The organism is Citrobacter sp. BIDMC107, from assembly GCF_001037575.1.
Classification (GTDB): Bacteria; Pseudomonadota; Gammaproteobacteria; order Enterobacterales; family Enterobacteriaceae; genus Citrobacter; species Citrobacter freundii.
This window is the reverse complement of the sequence record NZ_KQ089848.1, coordinates 2,357,986-2,377,451: the sequence shown is the minus strand read 5'-3', so window position 1 is coordinate 2,377,451 and position 19,466 is coordinate 2,357,986. Positions and strand designations below refer to the sequence as shown.

Genomic DNA, 19,466 nt, shown 5'->3' with positions numbered 1-19,466 from the left:
TTAAGCCGTTTTCAGGCTGCCAACCGGGCGGGCAGGCTCAACCTGGGGATAATACGGTTCGTTATGGCGCGCCTTATCACGCAGACCAGCCGGAACTTCATACAGCGCTCCGAGGTGCTGATATTGCTGGGCCATATCGAGATACTTCGCGCTGCCGAGCGTATCCAGCCAGCGGAACGCGCCGCCGTGGAACGGAGGGAAGCCCAGGCCATACACCAGTGCCATATCGGCTTCTGCCGGGCTGGCTATAATGCCTTCTTCCAGGCACCGTACCACTTCGTTGACCATCGGGATCATCATGCGAGCGATAATCTCTTCATCACTGAATTCGCGTTTCGGCTGGCTGACTTCTGCCAGCAGATCATCAACGGTGGCATCCTCTTCTTTTTTCGGCTTGCCCTTGTTGTCTTCTTTATAACGCCAGAATCCAAGACCGTTTTTCTGTCCGAAACGGTTAGCATCAAACAGGGCGTCTATCGCGTCGCGATAATCTTTCTGCATACGCTGAGGGAAGCCTGCGGACATCACTGCCTGCGCGTGATGTGCGGTATCAATTCCCACCACGTCCAGCAGATAAGCCGGGCCCATCGGCCAGCCAAACTGTTTTTCCATGACTTTGTCGACTTTGCGGAAATCCGCCCCATCGCGCAGCAGCTGGCTAAAACCGGCAAAATACGGGAACAGCACGCGGTTCACGAAGAAACCGGGGCAGTCGTTGACCACAATTGGCGTTTTGCCCATCTGGCTTGCCCATGCGACAACTTTGGCGATGGTTTCATCCGAGCTTTTCTCGCCGCGAATGATCTCAACCAGTGGCATGCGGTGTACTGGGTTAAAGAAGTGCATCCCACAGAAGTTTTCCGGGCGCTTGAGCGCGCTAGCCAGCTCGTTGATTGGGATGGTAGAGGTATTCGACGCCAGTACGGTGTCCGGGCGTACCTGATCTTCGGTTTCCGCCAGTACCGCTTTTTTCACTTTCGGGTTTTCCACGACCGCTTCAACCACCACGTCCACACGCTCAAAACCGCTATAGTCGAGGGTTGGATGAATAGTGGAAATCACGCCCGCCATTTTCAGACCGTCAATTTTGCCGCGCTCAAGCTGTTTGTTCAGCAGTTTGGCCGCTTCGGTCATGCCCAGCGTTAATGATTTGTCGTTGATATCTTTCATGACAACCGGCACGCCTTTCCAGGCTGACTGGTAAGCGATGCCGCCGCCCATAATGCCTGCACCCAGCACTGCCGCTTGCTTTGGTGCTTCAATATTTTTGGTGAGCTTTTTGGCTTTGGCTTTCACGAACTGATCGTTAAGGAAGATCCCAACCAGCGCGCGAGCTTCACTGGTGTGCGCCAGTGGCACAAAGCTTTTATTTTCCAGATTCAGCGCTTCTTCACGGCCAAAACGAGCCGCTGCTTCAATGGTTTTTACCGCGGTAATCGGTGCGGGATAATGCTTACCTGCCGTCTGCGCCACCATGCCTTTGGCGATGGTAAAGCTCATAGCCGCTTCAATTTTGCTGAGTTTCAACGGCTCCAGCTTAGGCTGACGTTTGGCTTTCCAGTCGAGGTCGCCGTTAATCGCCTGACGTAATACCGCGATCGCGCCATCAAGCAGTTTGTCTTGCTTCACTACGCCATCGACCAGACCGATTTTTAGCGCCTGCTCAGCACCAACGTCTTTACCTGCCGCAATAATTTCCAGCGCGCTGTCCGCACCCAGCATACGTGGCATACGCACAGAGCCGCCAAAGCCCGGCATAATGCCCAGCTTGGTTTCCGGCAGACCAATGCGCAGGTCCGGTGTTGCCAGACGATAATCAGTTGCCAGGACACACTCGCAGCCACCGCCCAACGCATAGCCATTTACCGCTGAGAGGGTCGGAACAGGTAGATCTTCGAGGCGGTTAAAGACGCTGTTGGCAAAATGCAGCCACTGGCTCAGTTGCTCTTCAGGCACGAGGAACAGTGAAAGGAATTCGGTGATATCGGCACCAACAATAAAGGCTGCTTTGTTAGAGCGCAGCAGCAGCCCTTTTAAATTCGGTTGTTTTTCCAGCACATCAAGCGCATGGCCCAGGCTGGCAACGGTGGCCGTGTCGAGTTTATTGACCGAACCAGGGGCATCGAACACCAGTTCGGCGATGCCATCTTCCAGCCAGTCGAGGTACAGGGTGTCGCCTTTGTAAAGCATGTCAGTCTCCTGAATCCGCAAGGTGATCTGGTCATACCAGATGAATCGAAGTGTGTGTTTTATGTTAATAAAATGCAAACGAATGATTAAAGAAATGACGATTCGATCACGCTCGGCAGAAATCACGCACTCACAAAGCGATGTGCTAAGATGCGGAGACTTGAGGTCAAAAAAACAGAAGGGTAGAAAATGGAATCACTGGCCGCACTCTATAAAAATCATATCGTTACCTTACAAGAACGGACGCGCGACGCGCTGGAGCGCTTCAAGCTGGATGCGTTACTTATTCACTCAGGCGAACTTGTTAACGTCTTTCTCGACGATCATCCGTATCCGTTTAAGGTCAATCCGCAATTCAAAGCCTGGGTGCCTGTCACGCAGGTTCCTAACTGCTGGTTGCTGGTGGATGGCGTAAACAAGCCGAAACTGTGGTTCTACCTGCCGGTCGATTACTGGCACAACGTTGAGCCGCTGCCTACCTCTTTCTGGACGGAAGAAATCGAGATCATCGCGCTGCCGAAAGCGGATGGTATCGGTAGCCAACTGCCTGCTGCTCGCGGCAATATCGGTTACATTGGCCCGGTTCCGGAACGTGCCCTGCAACTGGACATCGCGGCCAGCAACATCAACCCGAAAGGGGTGATCGACTACCTGCATTATTACCGTGCCTATAAAACGGACTACGAACTGGCCTGTATGCGCGAAGCGCAGAAAATGGCAGTAAATGGACACCGTGCAGCAGAAGAAGCGTTCCGTTCCGGAATGAGCGAGTTTGATATCAACCTCGCTTACCTGACTGCCACCGGTCACCGCGACACCGACGTGCCATACAGCAACATCGTGGCGCTTAACGAGCATGCTTCGGTTCTTCATTACACCAAGCTGGATCATCAGGCGCCGTCTGAAATCCGCAGCTTCCTGCTCGACGCTGGCGCGGAATACAACGGCTATGCGGCAGACCTGACGCGTACCTGGTCGGCGAAAAACGACAACGACTATGCGCATCTGGTGAAAGACGTTAACGACGAAGAGCTGGCGCTGATTGCCACCATGAAAGCAGGTGCCAGCTACGTGGATTACCACATTCAGTTCCATCAGCGCATCGCGAAGCTGCTGCGTAAGCATCAAATCATCACCGATATGAGTGAAGAGGCGATGGTAGAAAACGATCTTACTGGGCCGTTTATGCCACACGGCATTGGTCACCAGTTGGGCCTGCAGGTACATGATGTCGCTGGCTTTATGCAGGATGACAGTGGTACCCATCTGGCCGCGCCGTCGAAGTATCCTTACCTGCGTTGCACCCGCGTATTGCAACCGGGCATGGTTCTGACCATCGAACCGGGCATTTACTTCATTGAATCTCTGCTGGCGCCGTGGCGTGAAGGGCAGTTCAGCAAACACTTCAACTGGCAGAAAATTGAAGCCCTGAAACCGTTCGGCGGTATTCGTATTGAAGACAACGTGGTGGTCCACGAAAACAATATCGAAAACATGACGCGGGATTTGAAACTGGCGTAATGGACAGTTGGTTAATCCCTGCGGGGCCGGTTAGCGTCGTCGAAGAGATCAAAAAAAGCCGCTTCATTACGCTGCTCGCCCATACGGACGGCGTAGAAGCGGCAAAAGCGTTTGTTGAATCAGTCAAAGCGGAACACCCGGACGCCCGCCACCATTGCGTGGCGTGGGTGGCGGGTGCGCCCAATGACTCGCAGCAGCTAGGATTTTCAGACGATGGCGAACCGGCGGGTACGGCAGGTAAACCGATGCTCGCACAGCTGATGGGGAGCGGTGTCGGTGAGATTACCGCTGTAGTCGTGCGCTACTACGGCGGTATCCTTCTCGGTACTGGAGGATTGGTAAAAGCCTACGGCGGCGGTGTGAATCAGGCGTTGCGCCAGTTAACGACACAGCGCAAGACGCCATTAACCGAATATACTTTGCAGTGTGAGTACGGTCAGCTGGCAGGCATTGAAGCCTTGCTGGGGCAGTTTGACGGTAAAGTCGTTGCCAGTGATTACCAGGCTTTTGTTCGACTCAGGGTGGCGCTTCCTTTTGCCAAAGTGGATGAGTTTTCGGCAAAACTGGCGGATTTTAGTCGTGGTTCATTGCAATTGTTAGCGATTGAAGAATAATCCCCACCTCATTTTAAAGAACTAAGGAAGCGGCAGAGATGCATTTTCGCGCCATCACCCGAATCGTTGGACTACTGGTCATCTTATTCTCGGGGACAATGATTATCCCTGGACTGGTAGCGCTCATATACCGTGACGGGGCAGGGCGTGCATTCACCCAAACTTTCTTCGTTGCTTTGGCGATCGGCTCCATGCTGTGGTGGCCAAACCGTAAAGAGAAGGGCGAGCTGAAATCGCGCGAAGGATTTCTGATTGTCGTTTTGTTCTGGACCGTTCTGGGCAGCGTGGGTGCGCTACCGTTCATCTTTGCGGAAAGCCCAAACCTGACGATAACCGACGCTTTTTTTGAATCCTTTTCCGGATTGACCACCACCGGTGCAACGACGCTGGTGGGGCTGGATTCATTGCCACACGCGATTCTCTTTTATCGCCAGATGCTGCAATGGTTCGGCGGGATGGGGATCATCGTGCTGGCGGTGGCTATCCTGCCTATTCTTGGCGTGGGTGGGATGCAGCTTTATCGGGCAGAAATGCCGGGGCCGCTGAAAGATAATAAGATGCGCCCGCGTATTGCCGAAACGGCGAAAACGCTGTGGCTTATCTATGTATTACTGACGGTGGCGTGCGCGCTGGCGCTATGGTTTGCCGGGATGCCCGCGTTTGACGCCATTGGGCACAGTTTTGCCACGATTGCCATCGGTGGTTTTTCCACACACGATGCCAGCGTGGGGTATTTCGACAGTCCCACGATTAATACGATTATTGCTATCTTCTTGCTGATCTCCGGTTGTAACTACGGTCTGCACTTCTCTTTATTAAGCGGGCGTAGTCTGAAGGTTTACTGGCGCGATCCGGAATTCCGCATGTTCATCGGCGTGCAGTTGACGCTGGTGGCTGTCTGTACGTTGGTGCTGTGGATACACAATACCTATGGCTCGGCGCTCACGACGATTAACCAGGCCTTTTTCCAGGTGGTATCGATGGCGACGACTGCCGGATTTACCACGGACAGTATTGCCCGCTGGCCGCTGTTCCTGCCGGTGCTGTTGCTGTGTTCTGCTTTTATCGGCGGCTGTGCCGGGTCGACGGGGGGGGGCTTGAAGGTGATTCGTATCCTGCTGCTGTTTAAGCAAGGCAACCGCGAATTGAAACGACTGGTTCATCCGAATGCGGTTTACAGTATCAAACTGGGTAACCGTGCGTTGCCGGAGCGAATTCTTGAAGCCGTATGGGGATTCTTCTCTGCCTATGCGTTGGTCTTTATTATCAGTATGCTGGCGATTATTGCGACCGGCGTTGATGACTTCTCCGCGTTTGCCTCTGTTGTGGCAACGTTGAATAACCTGGGGCCTGGACTGGGGGTTGTTGCCGACAACTTTGCCAGTATGAACCCTGTGGCGAAGTGGATCCTGATTGCCAATATGCTGTTTGGTCGTCTGGAGGTCTTTACTCTGCTGGTGCTCTTTACCCCTACCTTCTGGCGTGAATAATGGAGTAACACGTGAAAACACTGATTCTTTTTTCTTCCCGGGACGGACAAACGCGTGAAATCGCTGAATATCTGGCTTCTGAACTCAAAGAGCTGGGCGTTTGGGCAGATGTTGTTAATTTGCATCGTACCGCGGAGCCGGACTGGCAAAATTATGACAGCGTGGTGATTGGCGCCTCGATTCGCTATGGTCATTACCATGCTGCTTTTCAGGAGTTTGTGAAAAAGCATGCCACACGGCTGAATTCGATGCCGAGTGCGTTCTACTCTGTAAACCTCGTTGCCCGTAAACCGGAGAAACGTACGCCGCAAACCAACAGCTATGCGCGTAAGTTCCTGATGAGTTCGCCGTGGCGACCAGATCACAGTGCAGTCATTGCGGGTGCTTTGCTGTATCCCCGCTATCGCTGGTATGACCGCGTTATGATCCAACTGATAATGAAGATGTCAGGCGGTGAAACGGATACGAATAAAGAAGTGGTGTATACCGATTGGGAACAGGTTGCGAGATTCGCGCGGGAAATAGCCCAATTAACCAACAAAACGTCGTTAAAATAAACGTAAAGAATAAAAAATACGCACTCGGAAGATTATTTTAAATTTCCCCTTGTCAGCCTGAAATAACTCCCTATAATGCGCCTCCACTGACACGGAACAACGGATTACAAGCCGCCGGGTCAGCGGGGTTCCACTGAGAACTCCGGCGAAGAAAGCGAAATTAAATGCTTGACTTCGTGGCGGGATGGCGTAATATGCACACCCCGCGCCGCTGAGAAAAAGCGAAGCGGCACTGCTCTTTAACAATTTATCAGACAATCTGTGTGGGCACTCGAAGATACGGATTCTTAACGTCGCAAGACGAAAAATGAATACCAAGTCTCTGAGTGAACATACGTAATTCATTACGAAGTTTAATTCACGAGCATCAAACTTAAATTGAAGAGTTTGATCATGGCTCAGATTGAACGCTGGCGGCAGGCCTAACACATGCAAGTCGAACGGTAGCACAGAGGAGCTTGCTCCTTGGGTGACGAGTGGCGGACGGGTGAGTAATGTCTGGGAAACTGCCCGATGGAGGGGGATAACTACTGGAAACGGTAGCTAATACCGCATAACGTCGCAAGACCAAAGAGGGGGACCTTCGGGCCTCTTGCCATCGGATGTGCCCAGATGGGATTAGCTAGTAGGTGGGGTAACGGCTCACCTAGGCGACGATCCCTAGCTGGTCTGAGAGGATGACCAGCCACACTGGAACTGAGACACGGTCCAGACTCCTACGGGAGGCAGCAGTGGGGAATATTGCACAATGGGCGCAAGCCTGATGCAGCCATGCCGCGTGTATGAAGAAGGCCTTCGGGTTGTAAAGTACTTTCAGCGAGGAGGAAGGCATTAAGGTTAATAACCTTAGTGATTGACGTTACTCGCAGAAGAAGCACCGGCTAACTCCGTGCCAGCAGCCGCGGTAATACGGAGGGTGCAAGCGTTAATCGGAATTACTGGGCGTAAAGCGCACGCAGGCGGTCTGTCAAGTCGGATGTGAAATCCCCGGGCTCAACCTGGGAACTGCATCCGAAACTGGCAGGCTAGAGTCTTGTAGAGGGGGGTAGAATTCCAGGTGTAGCGGTGAAATGCGTAGAGATCTGGAGGAATACCGGTGGCGAAGGCGGCCCCCTGGACAAAGACTGACGCTCAGGTGCGAAAGCGTGGGGAGCAAACAGGATTAGATACCCTGGTAGTCCACGCCGTAAACGATGTCGACTTGGAGGTTGTGCCCTTGAGGCGTGGCTTCCGGAGCTAACGCGTTAAGTCGACCGCCTGGGGAGTACGGCCGCAAGGTTAAAACTCAAATGAATTGACGGGGGCCCGCACAAGCGGTGGAGCATGTGGTTTAATTCGATGCAACGCGAAGAACCTTACCTACTCTTGACATCCAGAGAACTTAGCAGAGATGCTTTGGTGCCTTCGGGAACTCTGAGACAGGTGCTGCATGGCTGTCGTCAGCTCGTGTTGTGAAATGTTGGGTTAAGTCCCGCAACGAGCGCAACCCTTATCCTTTGTTGCCAGCGGTCCGGCCGGGAACTCAAAGGAGACTGCCAGTGATAAACTGGAGGAAGGTGGGGATGACGTCAAGTCATCATGGCCCTTACGAGTAGGGCTACACACGTGCTACAATGGCATATACAAAGAGAAGCGACCTCGCGAGAGCAAGCGGACCTCATAAAGTATGTCGTAGTCCGGATTGGAGTCTGCAACTCGACTCCATGAAGTCGGAATCGCTAGTAATCGTGGATCAGAATGCCACGGTGAATACGTTCCCGGGCCTTGTACACACCGCCCGTCACACCATGGGAGTGGGTTGCAAAAGAAGTAGGTAGCTTAACCTTCGGGAGGGCGCTTACCACTTTGTGATTCATGACTGGGGTGAAGTCGTAACAAGGTAACCGTAGGGGAACCTGCGGTTGGATCACCTCCTTACCTTAAAGAAACGTTCTTTGTAGTGCTCACACAGATTGTCTGATGAAAAATTAGCAGTAAGAAAATCTCTGCAGGCTTGTAGCTCAGGTGGTTAGAGCGCACCCCTGATAAGGGTGAGGTCGGTGGTTCAAGTCCACTCAGGCCTACCAAATTCTTTCTGATACCGCGTTGTGAAACGACTCGCATACTTCAGTATGCTTCGCCGCTCCACGCCTTGTCTCAGCAGGAATTAAGGTGAATGAGATAACTACGATGGGGCTATAGCTCAGCTGGGAGAGCGCCTGCCTTGCACGCAGGAGGTCTGCGGTTCGATCCCGCATAGCTCCACCATCTTTACTGCAAAAACACAAGAAAACTTCAGAGTGTACCTGAAAAGGTTCACTGCGAAGTTTTGCTCTTTAAAAATCTGGATCAAGCTGAAAATTGAAACGACACACTGTTTCATTTCTCCGTAATAAGAAATGAAAAGCGGTGTGTTCGAGTCTCTCAAATTTTTGCAAGTCGATGATGAATCGAAAGAAACATCTTCGGGTTGTGAGGTTAAGCGACTAAGCGTACACGGTGGATGCCCTGGCAGTCAGAGGCGATGAAGGACGTGCTAATCTGCGATAAGCGTCGGTAAGGTGATATGAACCGTTATAACCGGCGATTTCCGAATGGGGAAACCCAGTGTGATTCGTCACACTATCATTACGTGAATACATAGCGTAATGAAGCGAACCGGGGGAACTGAAACATCTAAGTACCCCGAGGAAAAGAAATCAACCGAGATTCCCCCAGTAGCGGCGAGCGAACGGGGAGCAGCCCAGAGTCTGAATCAGCTTGTGTGTTAGTGGAACGGTCTGGAAAGTCCGACGGTACAGGGTGATAGTCCCGTACACCAAAATGCACAGGTTGTGAACTCGAAGAGTAGGGCGGGACACGTGGTATCCTGTCTGAATATGGGGGGACCATCCTCCAAGGCTAAATACTCCTGACTGACCGATAGTGAACCAGTACCGTGAGGGAAAGGCGAAAAGAACCCCGGCGAGGGGAGTGAAAAAGAACCTGAAACCGTGTACGTACAAGCAGTGGGAGCCTCTTTATGGGGTGACTGCGTACCTTTTGTATAATGGGTCAGCGACTTATATTCTGTAGCAAGGTTAACCGTATAGGGGAGCCGAAGGGAAACCGAGTCTTAACTGGGCGTTAAGTTGCAGGGTATAGACCCGAAACCCGGTGATCTAGCCATGGGCAGGTTGAAGGTTGGGTAACACTAACTGGAGGACCGAACCGACTAATGTTGAAAAATTAGCGGATGACTTGTGGCTGGGGGTGAAAGGCCAATCAAACCGGGAGATAGCTGGTTCTCCCCGAAAGCTATTTAGGTAGCGCCTCGTGAATTCATCTTCGGGGGTAGAGCACTGTTTCGGCTAGGGGGTCATCCCGACTTACCAACCCGATGCAAACTGCGAATACCGAAGAATGTTATCACGGGAGACACACGGCGGGTGCTAACGTCCGTCGTGAAGAGGGAAACAACCCAGACCGCCAGCTAAGGTCCCAAAGTCATGGTTAAGTGGGAAACGATGTGGGAAGGCACAGACAGCCAGGATGTTGGCTTAGAAGCAGCCATCATTTAAAGAAAGCGTAATAGCTCACTGGTCGAGTCGGCCTGCGCGGAAGATGTAACGGGGCTAAACCATGCACCGAAGCTGCGGCAGCGACACTATGTGTTGTTGGGTAGGGGAGCGTTCTGTAAGCCGTTGAAGGTGGCCTGTGAGGGTTGCTGGAGGTATCAGAAGTGCGAATGCTGACATAAGTAACGATAATGCGGGTGAAAAACCCGCACGCCGGAAGACCAAGGGTTCCTGTCCAACGTTAATCGGGGCAGGGTGAGTCGACCCCTAAGGCGAGGCCGAAAGGCGTAGTCGATGGGAAACAGGTTAATATTCCTGTACTTGGTGTTACTGCGAAGGGGGGACGGAGAAGGCTATGTTAGCCGGGCGACGGTTGTCCCGGTTTAAGCATGTAGGCGGAGGTTCCAGGTAAATCCGGTACCTTTTTAACGCTGAGGTGTGATGACGAGGCACTACGGTGCTGAAGTAACAAATGCCCTGCTTCCAGGAAAAGCCTCTAAGCATCAGGTAACACGAAATCGTACCCCAAACCGACACAGGTGGTCAGGTAGAGAATACCAAGGCGCTTGAGAGAACTCGGGTGAAGGAACTAGGCAAAATGGTGCCGTAACTTCGGGAGAAGGCACGCTGATATGTAGGTGAAGTGGTTTACCCATGGAGCTGAAATCAGTCGAAGATACCAGCTGGCTGCAACTGTTTATTAAAAACACAGCACTGTGCAAACACGAAAGTGGACGTATACGGTGTGACGCCTGCCCGGTGCCGGAAGGTTAATTGATGGGGTTATCCGTAAGGAGAAGCTCTTGATCGAAGCCCCGGTAAACGGCGGCCGTAACTATAACGGTCCTAAGGTAGCGAAATTCCTTGTCGGGTAAGTTCCGACCTGCACGAATGGCGTAATGATGGCCAGGCTGTCTCCACCCGAGACTCAGTGAAATTGAACTCGCTGTGAAGATGCAGTGTACCCGCGGCAAGACGGAAAGACCCCGTGAACCTTTACTATAGCTTGACACTGAACACTGGTCCTTGATGTGTAGGATAGGTGGGAGGCTTTGAAGTGTGGACGCCAGTCTGCATGGAGCCATCCTTGAAATACCACCCTTTAATGGCTGGTGTTCTAACGTGGACCCGTAATCCGGGTTGCGGACAGTGTCTGGTGGGTAGTTTGACTGGGGCGGTCTCCTCCTAAAGAGTAACGGAGGAGCACGAAGGTTAGCTAATCCTGGTCGGACATCAGGAGGTTAGTGCAAAGGCATAAGCTAGCTTGACTGCGAGAGTGACGGCTCGAGCAGGTGCGAAAGCAGGTCTTAGTGATCCGGTGGTTCTGAATGGAAGGGCCATCGCTCAACGGATAAAAGGTACTCCGGGGATAACAGGCTGATACCGCCCAAGAGTTCATATCGACGGCGGTGTTTGGCACCTCGATGTCGGCTCATCACATCCTGGGGCTGAAGTAGGTCCCAAGGGTATGGCTGTTCGCCATTTAAAGTGGTACGCGAGCTGGGTTTAGAACGTCGTGAGACAGTTCGGTCCCTATCTGCCGTGGGCGCTGGAGAATTGAGGGGGGCTGCTCCTAGTACGAGAGGACCGGAGTGGACGCATCACTGGTGTTCGGGTTGTCATGCCAATGGCATTGCCCGGTAGCTAAATGCGGAAGAGATAAGTGCTGAAAGCATCTAAGCACGAAACTTGCCCCGAGATGAGTTCTCCCTGAGACTATAAGTCTCCTGAAGGAACGTTAAAGACGATGACGTTGATAGGTCGGGTGTGTAAGTGTAGCGATACATTGAGCTAACCGATACTAATGAACCGTGAGGCTTAACCTTACAACGCCGAAGATGTTTTGGCGAAGAGACGACATTCAGCTTGAAACAGATTACATTAACCGGCGAGAAGCGGGTTAATAACAGAATTTGCCTGGCGGCTGTAGCGCGGTGGTCCCACCTGACCCCATGCCGAACTCAGAAGTGAAACGCCGTAGCGCCGATGGTAGTGTGGGGTCTCCCCATGCGAGAGTAGGGAACTGCCAGGCATCAAATAAAAGCGAAAGGCCCGGTCGAAAGACCGGGCCTTTTGTTTTATCTGTGGTCTGTCGGTGAGCGCTCTCCTGAGGAGGACAAATCCGCCGGGAGCGGATTTGAACGTTGCGCAGCAACGGCCCGGAGGGTGGCGGGCAGGACGCCCGCCATAAACTGCCAGGCATCAAATAAAGTGAAGAAGCCCATCCTGACGGATGGGCTTTTTTGCGTGTGTACGGGGTAAAAACCGCCGGGCTGAACGTATTGTGCAGGCCTGATAAGCGCAGCGCATCAGGCACATCACGACACCGCAGTTATCTTCTGGCCCATTGCGTAACAAAATCAGCTACTTGCTGTATGTTGTTGATATCTAACAATGGAACATCCACCGCCAGCGGAACGTCACTGGCAACCGCTATAACATAGTCATCCATCACCAATTCCTCAGGACTATGCCCGCAGCCTTCGCGGAAAAGTAGGATCTTAGCGACAGGTTCATGCTTAAATCCCTCAACCAACACCATATCCAACGTTGAAGCGTCCATCCGGCTTACCAGATACGCTAAATCCAGTTCGGGCTCTTCCGGTGTTTCTACCATTAATGCCCAACGTTGCTGGCTGGCGACCAGAGTTTGTGCTGCACCAGCTTTGCGTAACTCATAGCTATCTTTACCGGGCTTGTCGACATCCATCTTGTGATGAGTATGCTTAATCAATCCGGGACGTATACCTCTGGCACGTAGTTCCGGGATCAACTTTTTGAGCAGCGTGGTTTTTCCCGTGCCGCTCCATGCCGCAATGGCGAGTAATGGGATCATGATTTTTCCTGCCATTTTGCGAGCTCTTCGGGGGTGTTCACGTTTACGAACGCATCTTTATGATCGCTGAAATCGACAGCATGACCGCCAGCCAGACGCATAAAGACCATAACGCGTCGTTCACCGGACTGAAGATAATCCTGCAGTAAAGGCTGCATAGAGCGGTGCATCAGCGCAATGGTTGGGTGATCTCTTTCACCATCATGCACCCAGACAACCGGTGCTGCTTTGCGCTGCTCTTTTAAACGAGCGACCAGATCGTGAGGAATATAGGGCATATCGCACGGGCAGAACAAAAACCATTCCCCCGTTTGCTGCAGGAATACCGATAGCATCCCGGCCAGTGGGCCAGGGAAATCGGCCAATGAATCGGGAATAACTTTCAGGCCGCTTTGCTGGTATATATCCCTGTGGCGATTGGCATTAACCACCACGGTTTCGACCTGCAAAGCGAGAATGTCGGCCACATGTCGCCAAAGAGGTTTACCGTCCAGCTCAAGCAGACCTTTATCGGTTCCGCCCATCCGTCTGGCCTTACCGCCAGCCAGCACAACCCCTGTTATTGCACTATCCAGAATCACTGATATCGCCTCTTTTAATGTGGGATTGACCCTGCTAACGTATCTGTATTGAGCCTAAGGAGCACAACCATGAAATGTAAACGTCTGAATGAAGTTATTGAACTCCTCCAGCCTGCCTGGCAGAAGGAACCCGATCTTAACCTGATGCAATTTTTACAGAAACTGGCGCAAGAGTCAGGTTTTGACGGCGAACTGGCGGATTTAACTGATGACATTCTGATCTATCACCTGAAAATGCGTGACTCGGCGAAAGATGCGGTCATTCCAGGTATTCAGAAAGATTATGAAGAAGATTTTAAAACTGCACTACTCCGCGCACGTGGCGTAATTAAAGAGTAAAAGCTTGTAATCGCCGCCACCGAAAGCGCTGCGAAATGATATCCTGAATCATTCGTAGTATTTTCCGGATGATGGGATGAACGACAACGCTTTTAATTTCCAGACGCTACACCCGGATACCATCATGGATGCACTGTTTGAGCAGGGGATCCGGGTGGACTCCGGGCTTACCCCGCTTAACAGTTATGAAAACCGTGTCTATCAATTCCAGGACGAAGACCGTCGACGCTTTGTCGTTAAGTTTTATCGCCCTGAACGTTGGTCTGTCGATCAGATCCAGGAAGAGCACCAGTTTGCTCTGGAACTGGTAAACGATGAAGTCCCGGTAGCTGCTCCGCTGGAATTCAGCGGTCAAACGCTATTAAGCCATCAGGGTTTCCATTATGCGATCTTTCCCAGCGTCGGTGGACGTCAGTTTGAAGCCGACAACATCGATCAGATGGAGGCGGTGGGGCGCTATCTCGGGCGTATGCACCAGACCGGATGCAAGCGTACTTTTGCCTTCCGCCCAACGATCGGCCTTGAAGAATACCTGACTGAGCCGCGTAAAGTTTTTGAACACGCACAGCTAATCCCATCAGGGCAAAAAGCGGCCTTCCTGAAGGCAACGGATGCGCTTATCGCGATCGTTACTGAACGCTGGCATACGCGTTTAACCACGTTACGCCTGCACGGTGATTGTCATGCCGGTAATATTCTGTGGCGCGATGGCCCGATGTTTGTCGATTTAGATGATGCCCGCAACGGTCCGGCTATTCAGGATTTATGGATGCTCCTCAATGGCGATAAAGCTGAACAACGTATGCAGCTTGAAACCATTATCGAGGCTTATGAAGAGTTTAGTGAGTTCGACATCTCTGAAATCGGACTGATAGAACCTTTACGCGCTATGCGTTTAGTTTATTATCTTGCCTGGCTAATTCGACGTTGGGCTGACCCTGCATTTCCAAAAAACTTCCCGTGGTTAACCGGGGAAGATTACTGGCATCGTCAGACCGCGACCTTTATTGAGCAGGCAAAAATTCTGCAAGAGCCCCCCTTACAATTAACGCCAATGTATTAATCGGAGAAACTTGAACATGAAAAAAATATGGCTGGCGCTGGCTGGTATGGTCTTAGCTTTTAGCGCATCTGCAGCGCAGTTCCAGGATGGCAAACAATACATCACTCTGGAAAAGCCAGTTGCGGGTGAACCGCAAGTGTTGGAGTTCTTCTCCTTCTACTGCCCGCACTGCTACCAGTTTGAAGAAGTGCTTCACGTATCTGATAATGTGAAGAAAAAGCTGCCGGAAGGCACCAAGATGACCAAATACCACGTCGAGTTTCTCGGGCCTTTGGGTAAAGATCTGACGCAGGCATGGGCGGTTGCAATGGCGCTGGGTGTTGAAGATCAGGTCACCGTTCCGCTGTTTGAAGGCGTTCAGAAAACCCAGACCGTTCAGTCTGTTGCTGATATCCGTAAAGTGTTTGTCGACGCAGGTATTAAAGGCGAAGATTATGATGCGGCATGGAATAGCTTCGTGGTGAAATCACTCGTGGCACAGCAGGAAAAAGCGGCGGCTGATTTACAGCTGCAGGGTGTTCCGGCGATGTTCGTGAATGGCAAATATCAGGTCAACCCACAGGGCATGGATACCAGCAGCATGGATATCTTCGTACAACAGTATGCGGATACCGTGAAGTACCTGGTTGGTCAGAAATAAAAGCAAAAGCCGGTCACTGACCGGCTTTTTTATTTGAGGCTTTAATCGCGTCGAGCTGCGCGTCTTTCTCACTCCATAGCGTATTTAGCCAGAGCTGAAACCGACGCTTGAATCCCTTATCGTTCACGTAATCACCGTGCAACTCTTCATGAATTGGCTCCAGATTCACCCGCACGACAATCCGCGTTAACTTACCGCTCAGCATGTCGTAGAACGGTCGACTACTGTTTTCCGGATAGCACAACGTGACGTTCAACATTTTATCGAACTGTGAACCCAGTACATTCAATGCCATTGCAATACCGGCCGCCTTAGGAGGGAGCAGGTTTTGATAGGGCGAGCGGGTTTGCTCACGTTTATCTTTGGTAAAGCGCGAACCTTCGACAAAATTCACAATGGTTGTCGGGTGTACGCGAAATTTCTCGCAGGAACGACGCGTTGTTTCGACATCTTTACCACGGCGTTCCGGATGGCGAAGCAGATAGCCACGTGAATAGCGTTTCATAAACGGCATATCCAGCGCCCAGCAGGCCAGGCCAATAAAGGGTACCCAGGCCAACTGCTGCTTGAGGAAATATTTATTCATCGGGATGTGCTTACGGAACAGAACGCAAAGCACAACGATATCAGCCCAGCTGTAATGATTACAAATGAGCAGATACCAGTTTTTCTTGCTAAGACCTTCCAGTCCTTCAACATCCCACTTTAGCCGTGGATTAAGGTGCAGCAGTAGCGCCAGACCTTCACACCAGCAGTACATCATGAAATTACAGAAGACAGAAACCTTGCGCCAGACGACAGGAATAGGCAAAAGGAGTTTCACAACTCCCGCAAGGATGATCGGCACAGAACAAAAAATCGTGACCAATATGGTCAATACGATACTCAGCAACAGCGTTATCGCAGCGAGTATTCTCGTCATAATTAAATTATTCAAAAGGTTAGCCATAGACAGTGCGCGAAAGAGGCGCAAGGGGCTGATTTTATCAGAAAACGAACCAAATGATGGATCTTCCCTCAATAGAAAAAAGAGGAATATCTATCCACATCAGGATATAAGCTGTAAAAATGGAATAAAATGCTGTGTATTTATTTAATTCATTGAAATACATATAAAAATATTATGAGGCAATAATTGCCTTGTTATATTTAAAGAGCTGTAAATTATTTATTCACAAAGTTATCCACAGCTGTCTTTGCGAGCAAAGCAGAAGATCTACAAAAGTTTTTCGACAAATGCGGCGAAAAACTCATGTTTTCATCCTGTCTGTGGCATCCTTTACCCATAATCTGATAAACAGGCACGGACATTATGGTTCAGATCCCAGAAAACCCACTTATCCTTGTAGATGGCTCATCTTACCTGTATCGCGCATACCACGCGTTCCCACCGCTGACTAACAGTGCAGGAGAACCTACGGGTGCGATGTACGGTGTCCTCAACATGCTGCGTAGCTTGATTTTGCAATATCAGCCGACCCACGCGGCGGTGGTATTCGACGCCAAGGGTAAAACCTTCCGTGATGAGTTATTCGAACACTATAAGTCGCACCGCCCACCCATGCCGGACGATCTGCGTGCGCAGATTGAACCTCTGCATGCGATGGTAAAAGCGATGGGGCTGCCACTGTTGGCGGTTTCTGGCGTGGAGGCGGATGATGTCATCGGTACGCTGGCGCGGGAAGCAGAGAAGGTGGGTCGTCCGGTGCTGATTAGCACTGGTGATAAAGATATGGCTCAGTTGGTGACGCCGAATATCACCCTTATCAACACCATGACCAATACGATCCTCGGCCCGGATGAGGTGGTAAATAAATACGGTGTCCCGCCGGAACTGATCATCGATTTCCTGGCGCTGATGGGGGATTCCTCAGATAACATCCCTGGCGTTCCAGGCGTAGGTGAAAAAACTGCGCAGGCTCTGCTGCAGGGGCTGGGTGGGCTGGATACTCTCTATGCTGAATCAGACAAAATTGCAGGGCTGACATTCCGTGGTGCGAAAACCATGGCGGGCAAACTTGAGCAGAATAAAGAGGTGGCGTACCTCTCTTATCAATTGGCTACTATCAAAACGGATGTTGAGCTGGAGTTGACCTGCGAGCAGCTGGAAGTCCGTCAACCGGCAGCGGAAGAACTGCTTGGCCTGTTTAAACAGTATGAATTCAAACGTTGGGTTACTGACGTTGAAGCGGGTAAATGGCTACAGGCGAAAGGGACGAAGCCGGCGGCAAAACCGCAAGAAACTATTGTCGTCGATGAAACGCCTGAGGAGCCGGCTACGGTTCTTTCGTATGATAACTATGTGACGATTCTGGACGAAGCGACGCTGGAAGAGTGGATCGCGAAGCTGAAAAAAGCACCTGTCTTTGCCTTCGATACTGAAACTGACAGCCTGGACAATATTTCCGCGAATCTGGTTGGCCTGTCTTTTGCCATTGAACCGGGTGTGGCGGCATATGTTCCTGTTGCCCACGATTACCTGGATGCCCCCGATCAAATAGCTCGCGATCGCGCGCTGCAGCTGCTGAAGCCGCTGCTGGAAGATGAGAACGCGCACAAAGTCGGGCAGAACCTGAAGTACGATCGTGGTATCCTGGCGAACTATGGCATCGAGCTGCGCGGCATCACCTTTGACACCATGCTTGAATCCTACATTCTTAACAGCGTCGCTGGCCGACACGATATGGACAGCCTGTCGGACCGCTGGCTTAAACATAAAACCATCACCTTTGAAGAGATCGCTGGAAAAGGCAAAAACCAGCTGACCTTTAACCAGATAGCATTGGAAGAAGCCGGGCGTTACGCTGCGGAAGACGCCGACGTTACGCTACAGCTGCATCTGAAAATGTGGCCAGAATTACAGCAGCATAAAGGGCCACTGAACGTCTTTGAAAATATCGATATGCCGCTGGTGCCAGTTTTGTCTCGTGTTGAGCGCAACGGTGTGAAAATCGATCCGGCTGTTCTGCACAAGCATTCAGAAGAACTGACGCTGCGTTTGAACGAGCTGGAGCAAAAAGCACACGAGATCGCCGGAGAAGCGTTTAACCTCTCTTCCACCAAGCAACTGCAAACCATCCTGTTTGAAAAGCAGGGTATTAAGCCGCTGAAGAAAACCCCTGGTGGCGCACCATCAACGTCAGAAGAGGTGCTGGAAGAGCTCGCGCTGGATTATCCGTTGCCGAAAGTTATCCTGGAATATCGTGGGTTAGCAAAACTGAAGTCGACCTATACGGATAAGCTTCCGTTGATGATTAACAAGAAGACCGGGCGCGTGCACACTTCCTATCATCAGGCAGTTACCGCAACGGGTCGCTTGTCTTCAACGGATCCGAACCTGCAAAACATCCCGGTACGTAATGACGAAGGTCGTCGTATTCGTCAGGCGTTCATTGCGCCAGAAGACTACGTGATTGTCTCTGCGGACTACTCACAGATTGAACTGCGTATCATGGCGCACCTTTCACGTGATAAAGGTCTGCTTACCGCGTTTGCCGAAGGGAAAGATATTCACCGCGCAACGGCGGCAGAAGTCTTTGGTTTACCGCTTGATTCTGTGACCAGCGAGCAACGCCGCAGCGCGAAAGCCATCAACTTCGGTTTGATCTACGGGATGAGCGCTTTTGGTCTGGCGCGCCAGTTGAATATTCCGCGTAAAGAAGCACAGAAGTACATGGATCTCTACTTCGAACGCTACCCAGGCGTGTTGGAATATATGGAACGCACCCGCGCGCAGGCGAAAGAGCAGGGTTATGTAGAAACGCTGGAAGGTCGCCGTCTCTATTTACCGGATATTAAATCCAGTAATGGTGCTCGTCGTGCAGGTGCAGAACGCGCGGCAATTAACGCCCCGATGCAGGGTACTGCCGCAGACATTATCAAACGAGCGATGATTGCGGTGGACAGATGGCTGCAAACCGAGCAACCGCGTGTGCGTATGATCATGCAGGTACACGATGAACTGGTGTTTGAGGTGCATAAAGATGACCTCGAAAGCGTCTCTAAAAAGATCCACCAACTGATGGAAAACGAGACCCAGATTGACGTGCCGTTGCTGGTGGAAGTCGGTAGTGGCGAAAACTGGGATCAGGCGCACTAA

The 19,466-nt window shown here is 51.5% G+C and carries 12 protein-coding genes, 2 tRNA genes and 3 rRNA genes; 13 read left to right on the top strand and 4 right to left on the bottom strand.

From position 1 onward, the window contains the following. Entirely contained in the window at positions 1-2,190 is a 2,190-nt protein-coding gene (gene fadB / locus SK39_RS11015) for a fatty acid oxidation complex subunit alpha FadB (RefSeq protein WP_003017855.1), read from the bottom strand. Between the two features lie 189 nt (positions 2,191-2,379). Here fadB and pepQ point away from each other — a divergent pair, with 189 nt between their 5' ends. The 9 genes from pepQ to rrf all read left to right on the top strand — a co-directional run bounded on the left by pepQ (position 2,380) and on the right by rrf (position 11,940). After that, positions 2,380-3,711 (top strand): Xaa-Pro dipeptidase, encoded by a 1,332-nt coding sequence (gene pepQ / locus SK39_RS11010; protein ID WP_003841250.1) that lies wholly within the window; start codon positions 2,380-2,382, stop codon positions 3,709-3,711. Further along, complete coding sequence (locus SK39_RS11005) at positions 3,711-4,325, top strand: IMPACT family protein (RefSeq protein WP_003841252.1); 615 nt, start codon at positions 3,711-3,713, stop codon at positions 4,323-4,325. Before pepQ ends, SK39_RS11005 begins: the two co-directional genes overlap by 1 nt. 38 nt (positions 4,326-4,363) lie before the next feature. Next, a complete protein-coding gene (gene trkH, locus SK39_RS11000) occupies positions 4,364-5,815 on the top strand; it encodes a Trk system potassium transporter TrkH (protein ID WP_003017848.1) in 1,452 nt (483 codons plus the stop codon). An 11-nt stretch (positions 5,816-5,826) separates the two neighbouring features. Beyond that, a complete protein-coding gene (gene hemG / locus SK39_RS10995) occupies positions 5,827-6,372 on the top strand; it encodes a menaquinone-dependent protoporphyrinogen IX dehydrogenase (protein WP_003017846.1) in 546 nt (181 codons plus the stop codon). A gap of 375 nt (positions 6,373-6,747) precedes the next feature. Continuing rightward, a 16S ribosomal RNA gene (locus tag SK39_RS10985) occupies positions 6,748-8,289 on the top strand. Between the two features lie 72 nt (positions 8,290-8,361). Beyond that, positions 8,362-8,438: transfer RNA gene (locus tag SK39_RS10980), tRNA-Ile, on the top strand. A 105-nt stretch (positions 8,439-8,543) separates the two neighbouring features. Then, positions 8,544-8,619, top strand: a tRNA-Ala gene (locus tag SK39_RS10975). Positions 8,620-8,827: 208 nt separating this feature from the next. Further along, positions 8,828-11,734, top strand: a 23S ribosomal RNA gene (locus SK39_RS10970). A gap of 90 nt (positions 11,735-11,824) precedes the next feature. After that, positions 11,825-11,940, top strand: a 5S ribosomal RNA gene (gene rrf, locus SK39_RS10965). The 16S, 23S and 5S rRNA genes sit together here with 2 tRNA genes alongside, the layout of an rRNA operon. Positions 11,941-12,240: 300 nt before the next feature. Here rrf and mobB read toward each other — a convergent pair. Both mobB and mobA read right to left on the bottom strand, forming a co-directional pair. Further along, positions 12,241-12,744 carry a molybdopterin-guanine dinucleotide biosynthesis protein MobB gene (gene mobB / locus SK39_RS10955; RefSeq protein WP_003028613.1) on the bottom strand — a complete coding sequence of 168 codons (504 nt, stop codon included), beginning with the start codon at positions 12,742-12,744 and terminating at the stop codon, positions 12,241-12,243. After that, positions 12,741-13,325 carry a molybdenum cofactor guanylyltransferase MobA gene (mobA, locus tag SK39_RS10950; protein ID WP_003028614.1) on the bottom strand — a complete coding sequence of 195 codons (585 nt, stop codon included), beginning with the start codon at positions 13,323-13,325 and terminating at the stop codon, positions 12,741-12,743. The genes mobB and mobA overlap by 4 nt, the downstream gene beginning before the upstream one ends. A gap of 69 nt (positions 13,326-13,394) precedes the next feature. Here mobA and SK39_RS10945 point away from each other — a divergent pair, with 69 nt between their 5' ends. The 3 genes from SK39_RS10945 to dsbA all read left to right on the top strand — a co-directional run bounded on the left by SK39_RS10945 (position 13,395) and on the right by dsbA (position 15,367). Beyond that, entirely contained in the window at positions 13,395-13,664 is a 270-nt protein-coding gene (locus SK39_RS10945; protein WP_003028616.1) for a YihD family protein, read from the top strand. A 76-nt stretch (positions 13,665-13,740) separates the two neighbouring features. Next, on the top strand, positions 13,741-14,727 hold the full coding sequence (locus SK39_RS10940; RefSeq protein ID WP_003847930.1) for a serine/threonine protein kinase: 987 nt from the start codon (positions 13,741-13,743) through the stop codon (positions 14,725-14,727). Positions 14,728-14,743: 16 nt separating this feature from the next. Further along, positions 14,744-15,367 carry a thiol:disulfide interchange protein DsbA gene (dsbA, locus tag SK39_RS10935; RefSeq protein WP_003028621.1) on the top strand — a complete coding sequence of 208 codons (624 nt, stop codon included), beginning with the start codon at positions 14,744-14,746 and terminating at the stop codon, positions 15,365-15,367. 13 nt (positions 15,368-15,380) lie between these two features. Here the strand turns inward: dsbA and SK39_RS10930 are convergent, their stop codons facing one another. Beyond that, positions 15,381-16,316: an acyltransferase gene (locus SK39_RS10930; RefSeq protein WP_003028622.1), complete on the bottom strand. Its 936-nt coding sequence runs from the start codon at positions 16,314-16,316 to the stop codon at positions 15,381-15,383. 363 nt (positions 16,317-16,679) lie between these two features. Here SK39_RS10930 and polA point away from each other — a divergent pair, with 363 nt between their 5' ends. Continuing rightward, positions 16,680-19,466, top strand: coding sequence for a DNA polymerase I (gene polA, locus SK39_RS10925; RefSeq protein ID WP_003840413.1), 2,787 nt, complete (start codon positions 16,680-16,682; stop codon positions 19,464-19,466).

Bases quoted from the DNA above. Each gene is read 5' to 3' on its own strand.
- fadB (WP_003017855.1), bottom strand. From the start codon at position 2,190: ATGCTTTACAAAGGCGACACCCTGTACCTCGACTGGCTGGAAGATGGC.
- pepQ (WP_003841250.1), top strand. From the start codon at position 2,380: ATGGAATCACTGGCCGCACTCTATAAAAATCATATCGTTACCTTACAA.
- SK39_RS11005 (WP_003841252.1), top strand. From the start codon at position 3,711: ATGGACAGTTGGTTAATCCCTGCGGGGCCGGTTAGCGTCGTCGAAGAG.
- trkH (WP_003017848.1), top strand. From the start codon at position 4,364: ATGCATTTTCGCGCCATCACCCGAATCGTTGGACTACTGGTCATCTTA.
- mobB (WP_003028613.1), bottom strand. From the start codon at position 12,744: ATGATCCCATTACTCGCCATTGCGGCATGGAGCGGCACGGGAAAAACC.
- SK39_RS10945 (WP_003028616.1), top strand. From the start codon at position 13,395: ATGAAATGTAAACGTCTGAATGAAGTTATTGAACTCCTCCAGCCTGCC.
- SK39_RS10940 (WP_003847930.1), top strand. From the start codon at position 13,741: ATGAACGACAACGCTTTTAATTTCCAGACGCTACACCCGGATACCATC.
- dsbA (WP_003028621.1), top strand. From the start codon at position 14,744: ATGAAAAAAATATGGCTGGCGCTGGCTGGTATGGTCTTAGCTTTTAGC.
- SK39_RS10930 (WP_003028622.1), bottom strand. From the start codon at position 16,316: ATGGCTAACCTTTTGAATAATTTAATTATGACGAGAATACTCGCTGCG.
- polA (WP_003840413.1), top strand. From the start codon at position 16,680: ATGGTTCAGATCCCAGAAAACCCACTTATCCTTGTAGATGGCTCATCT.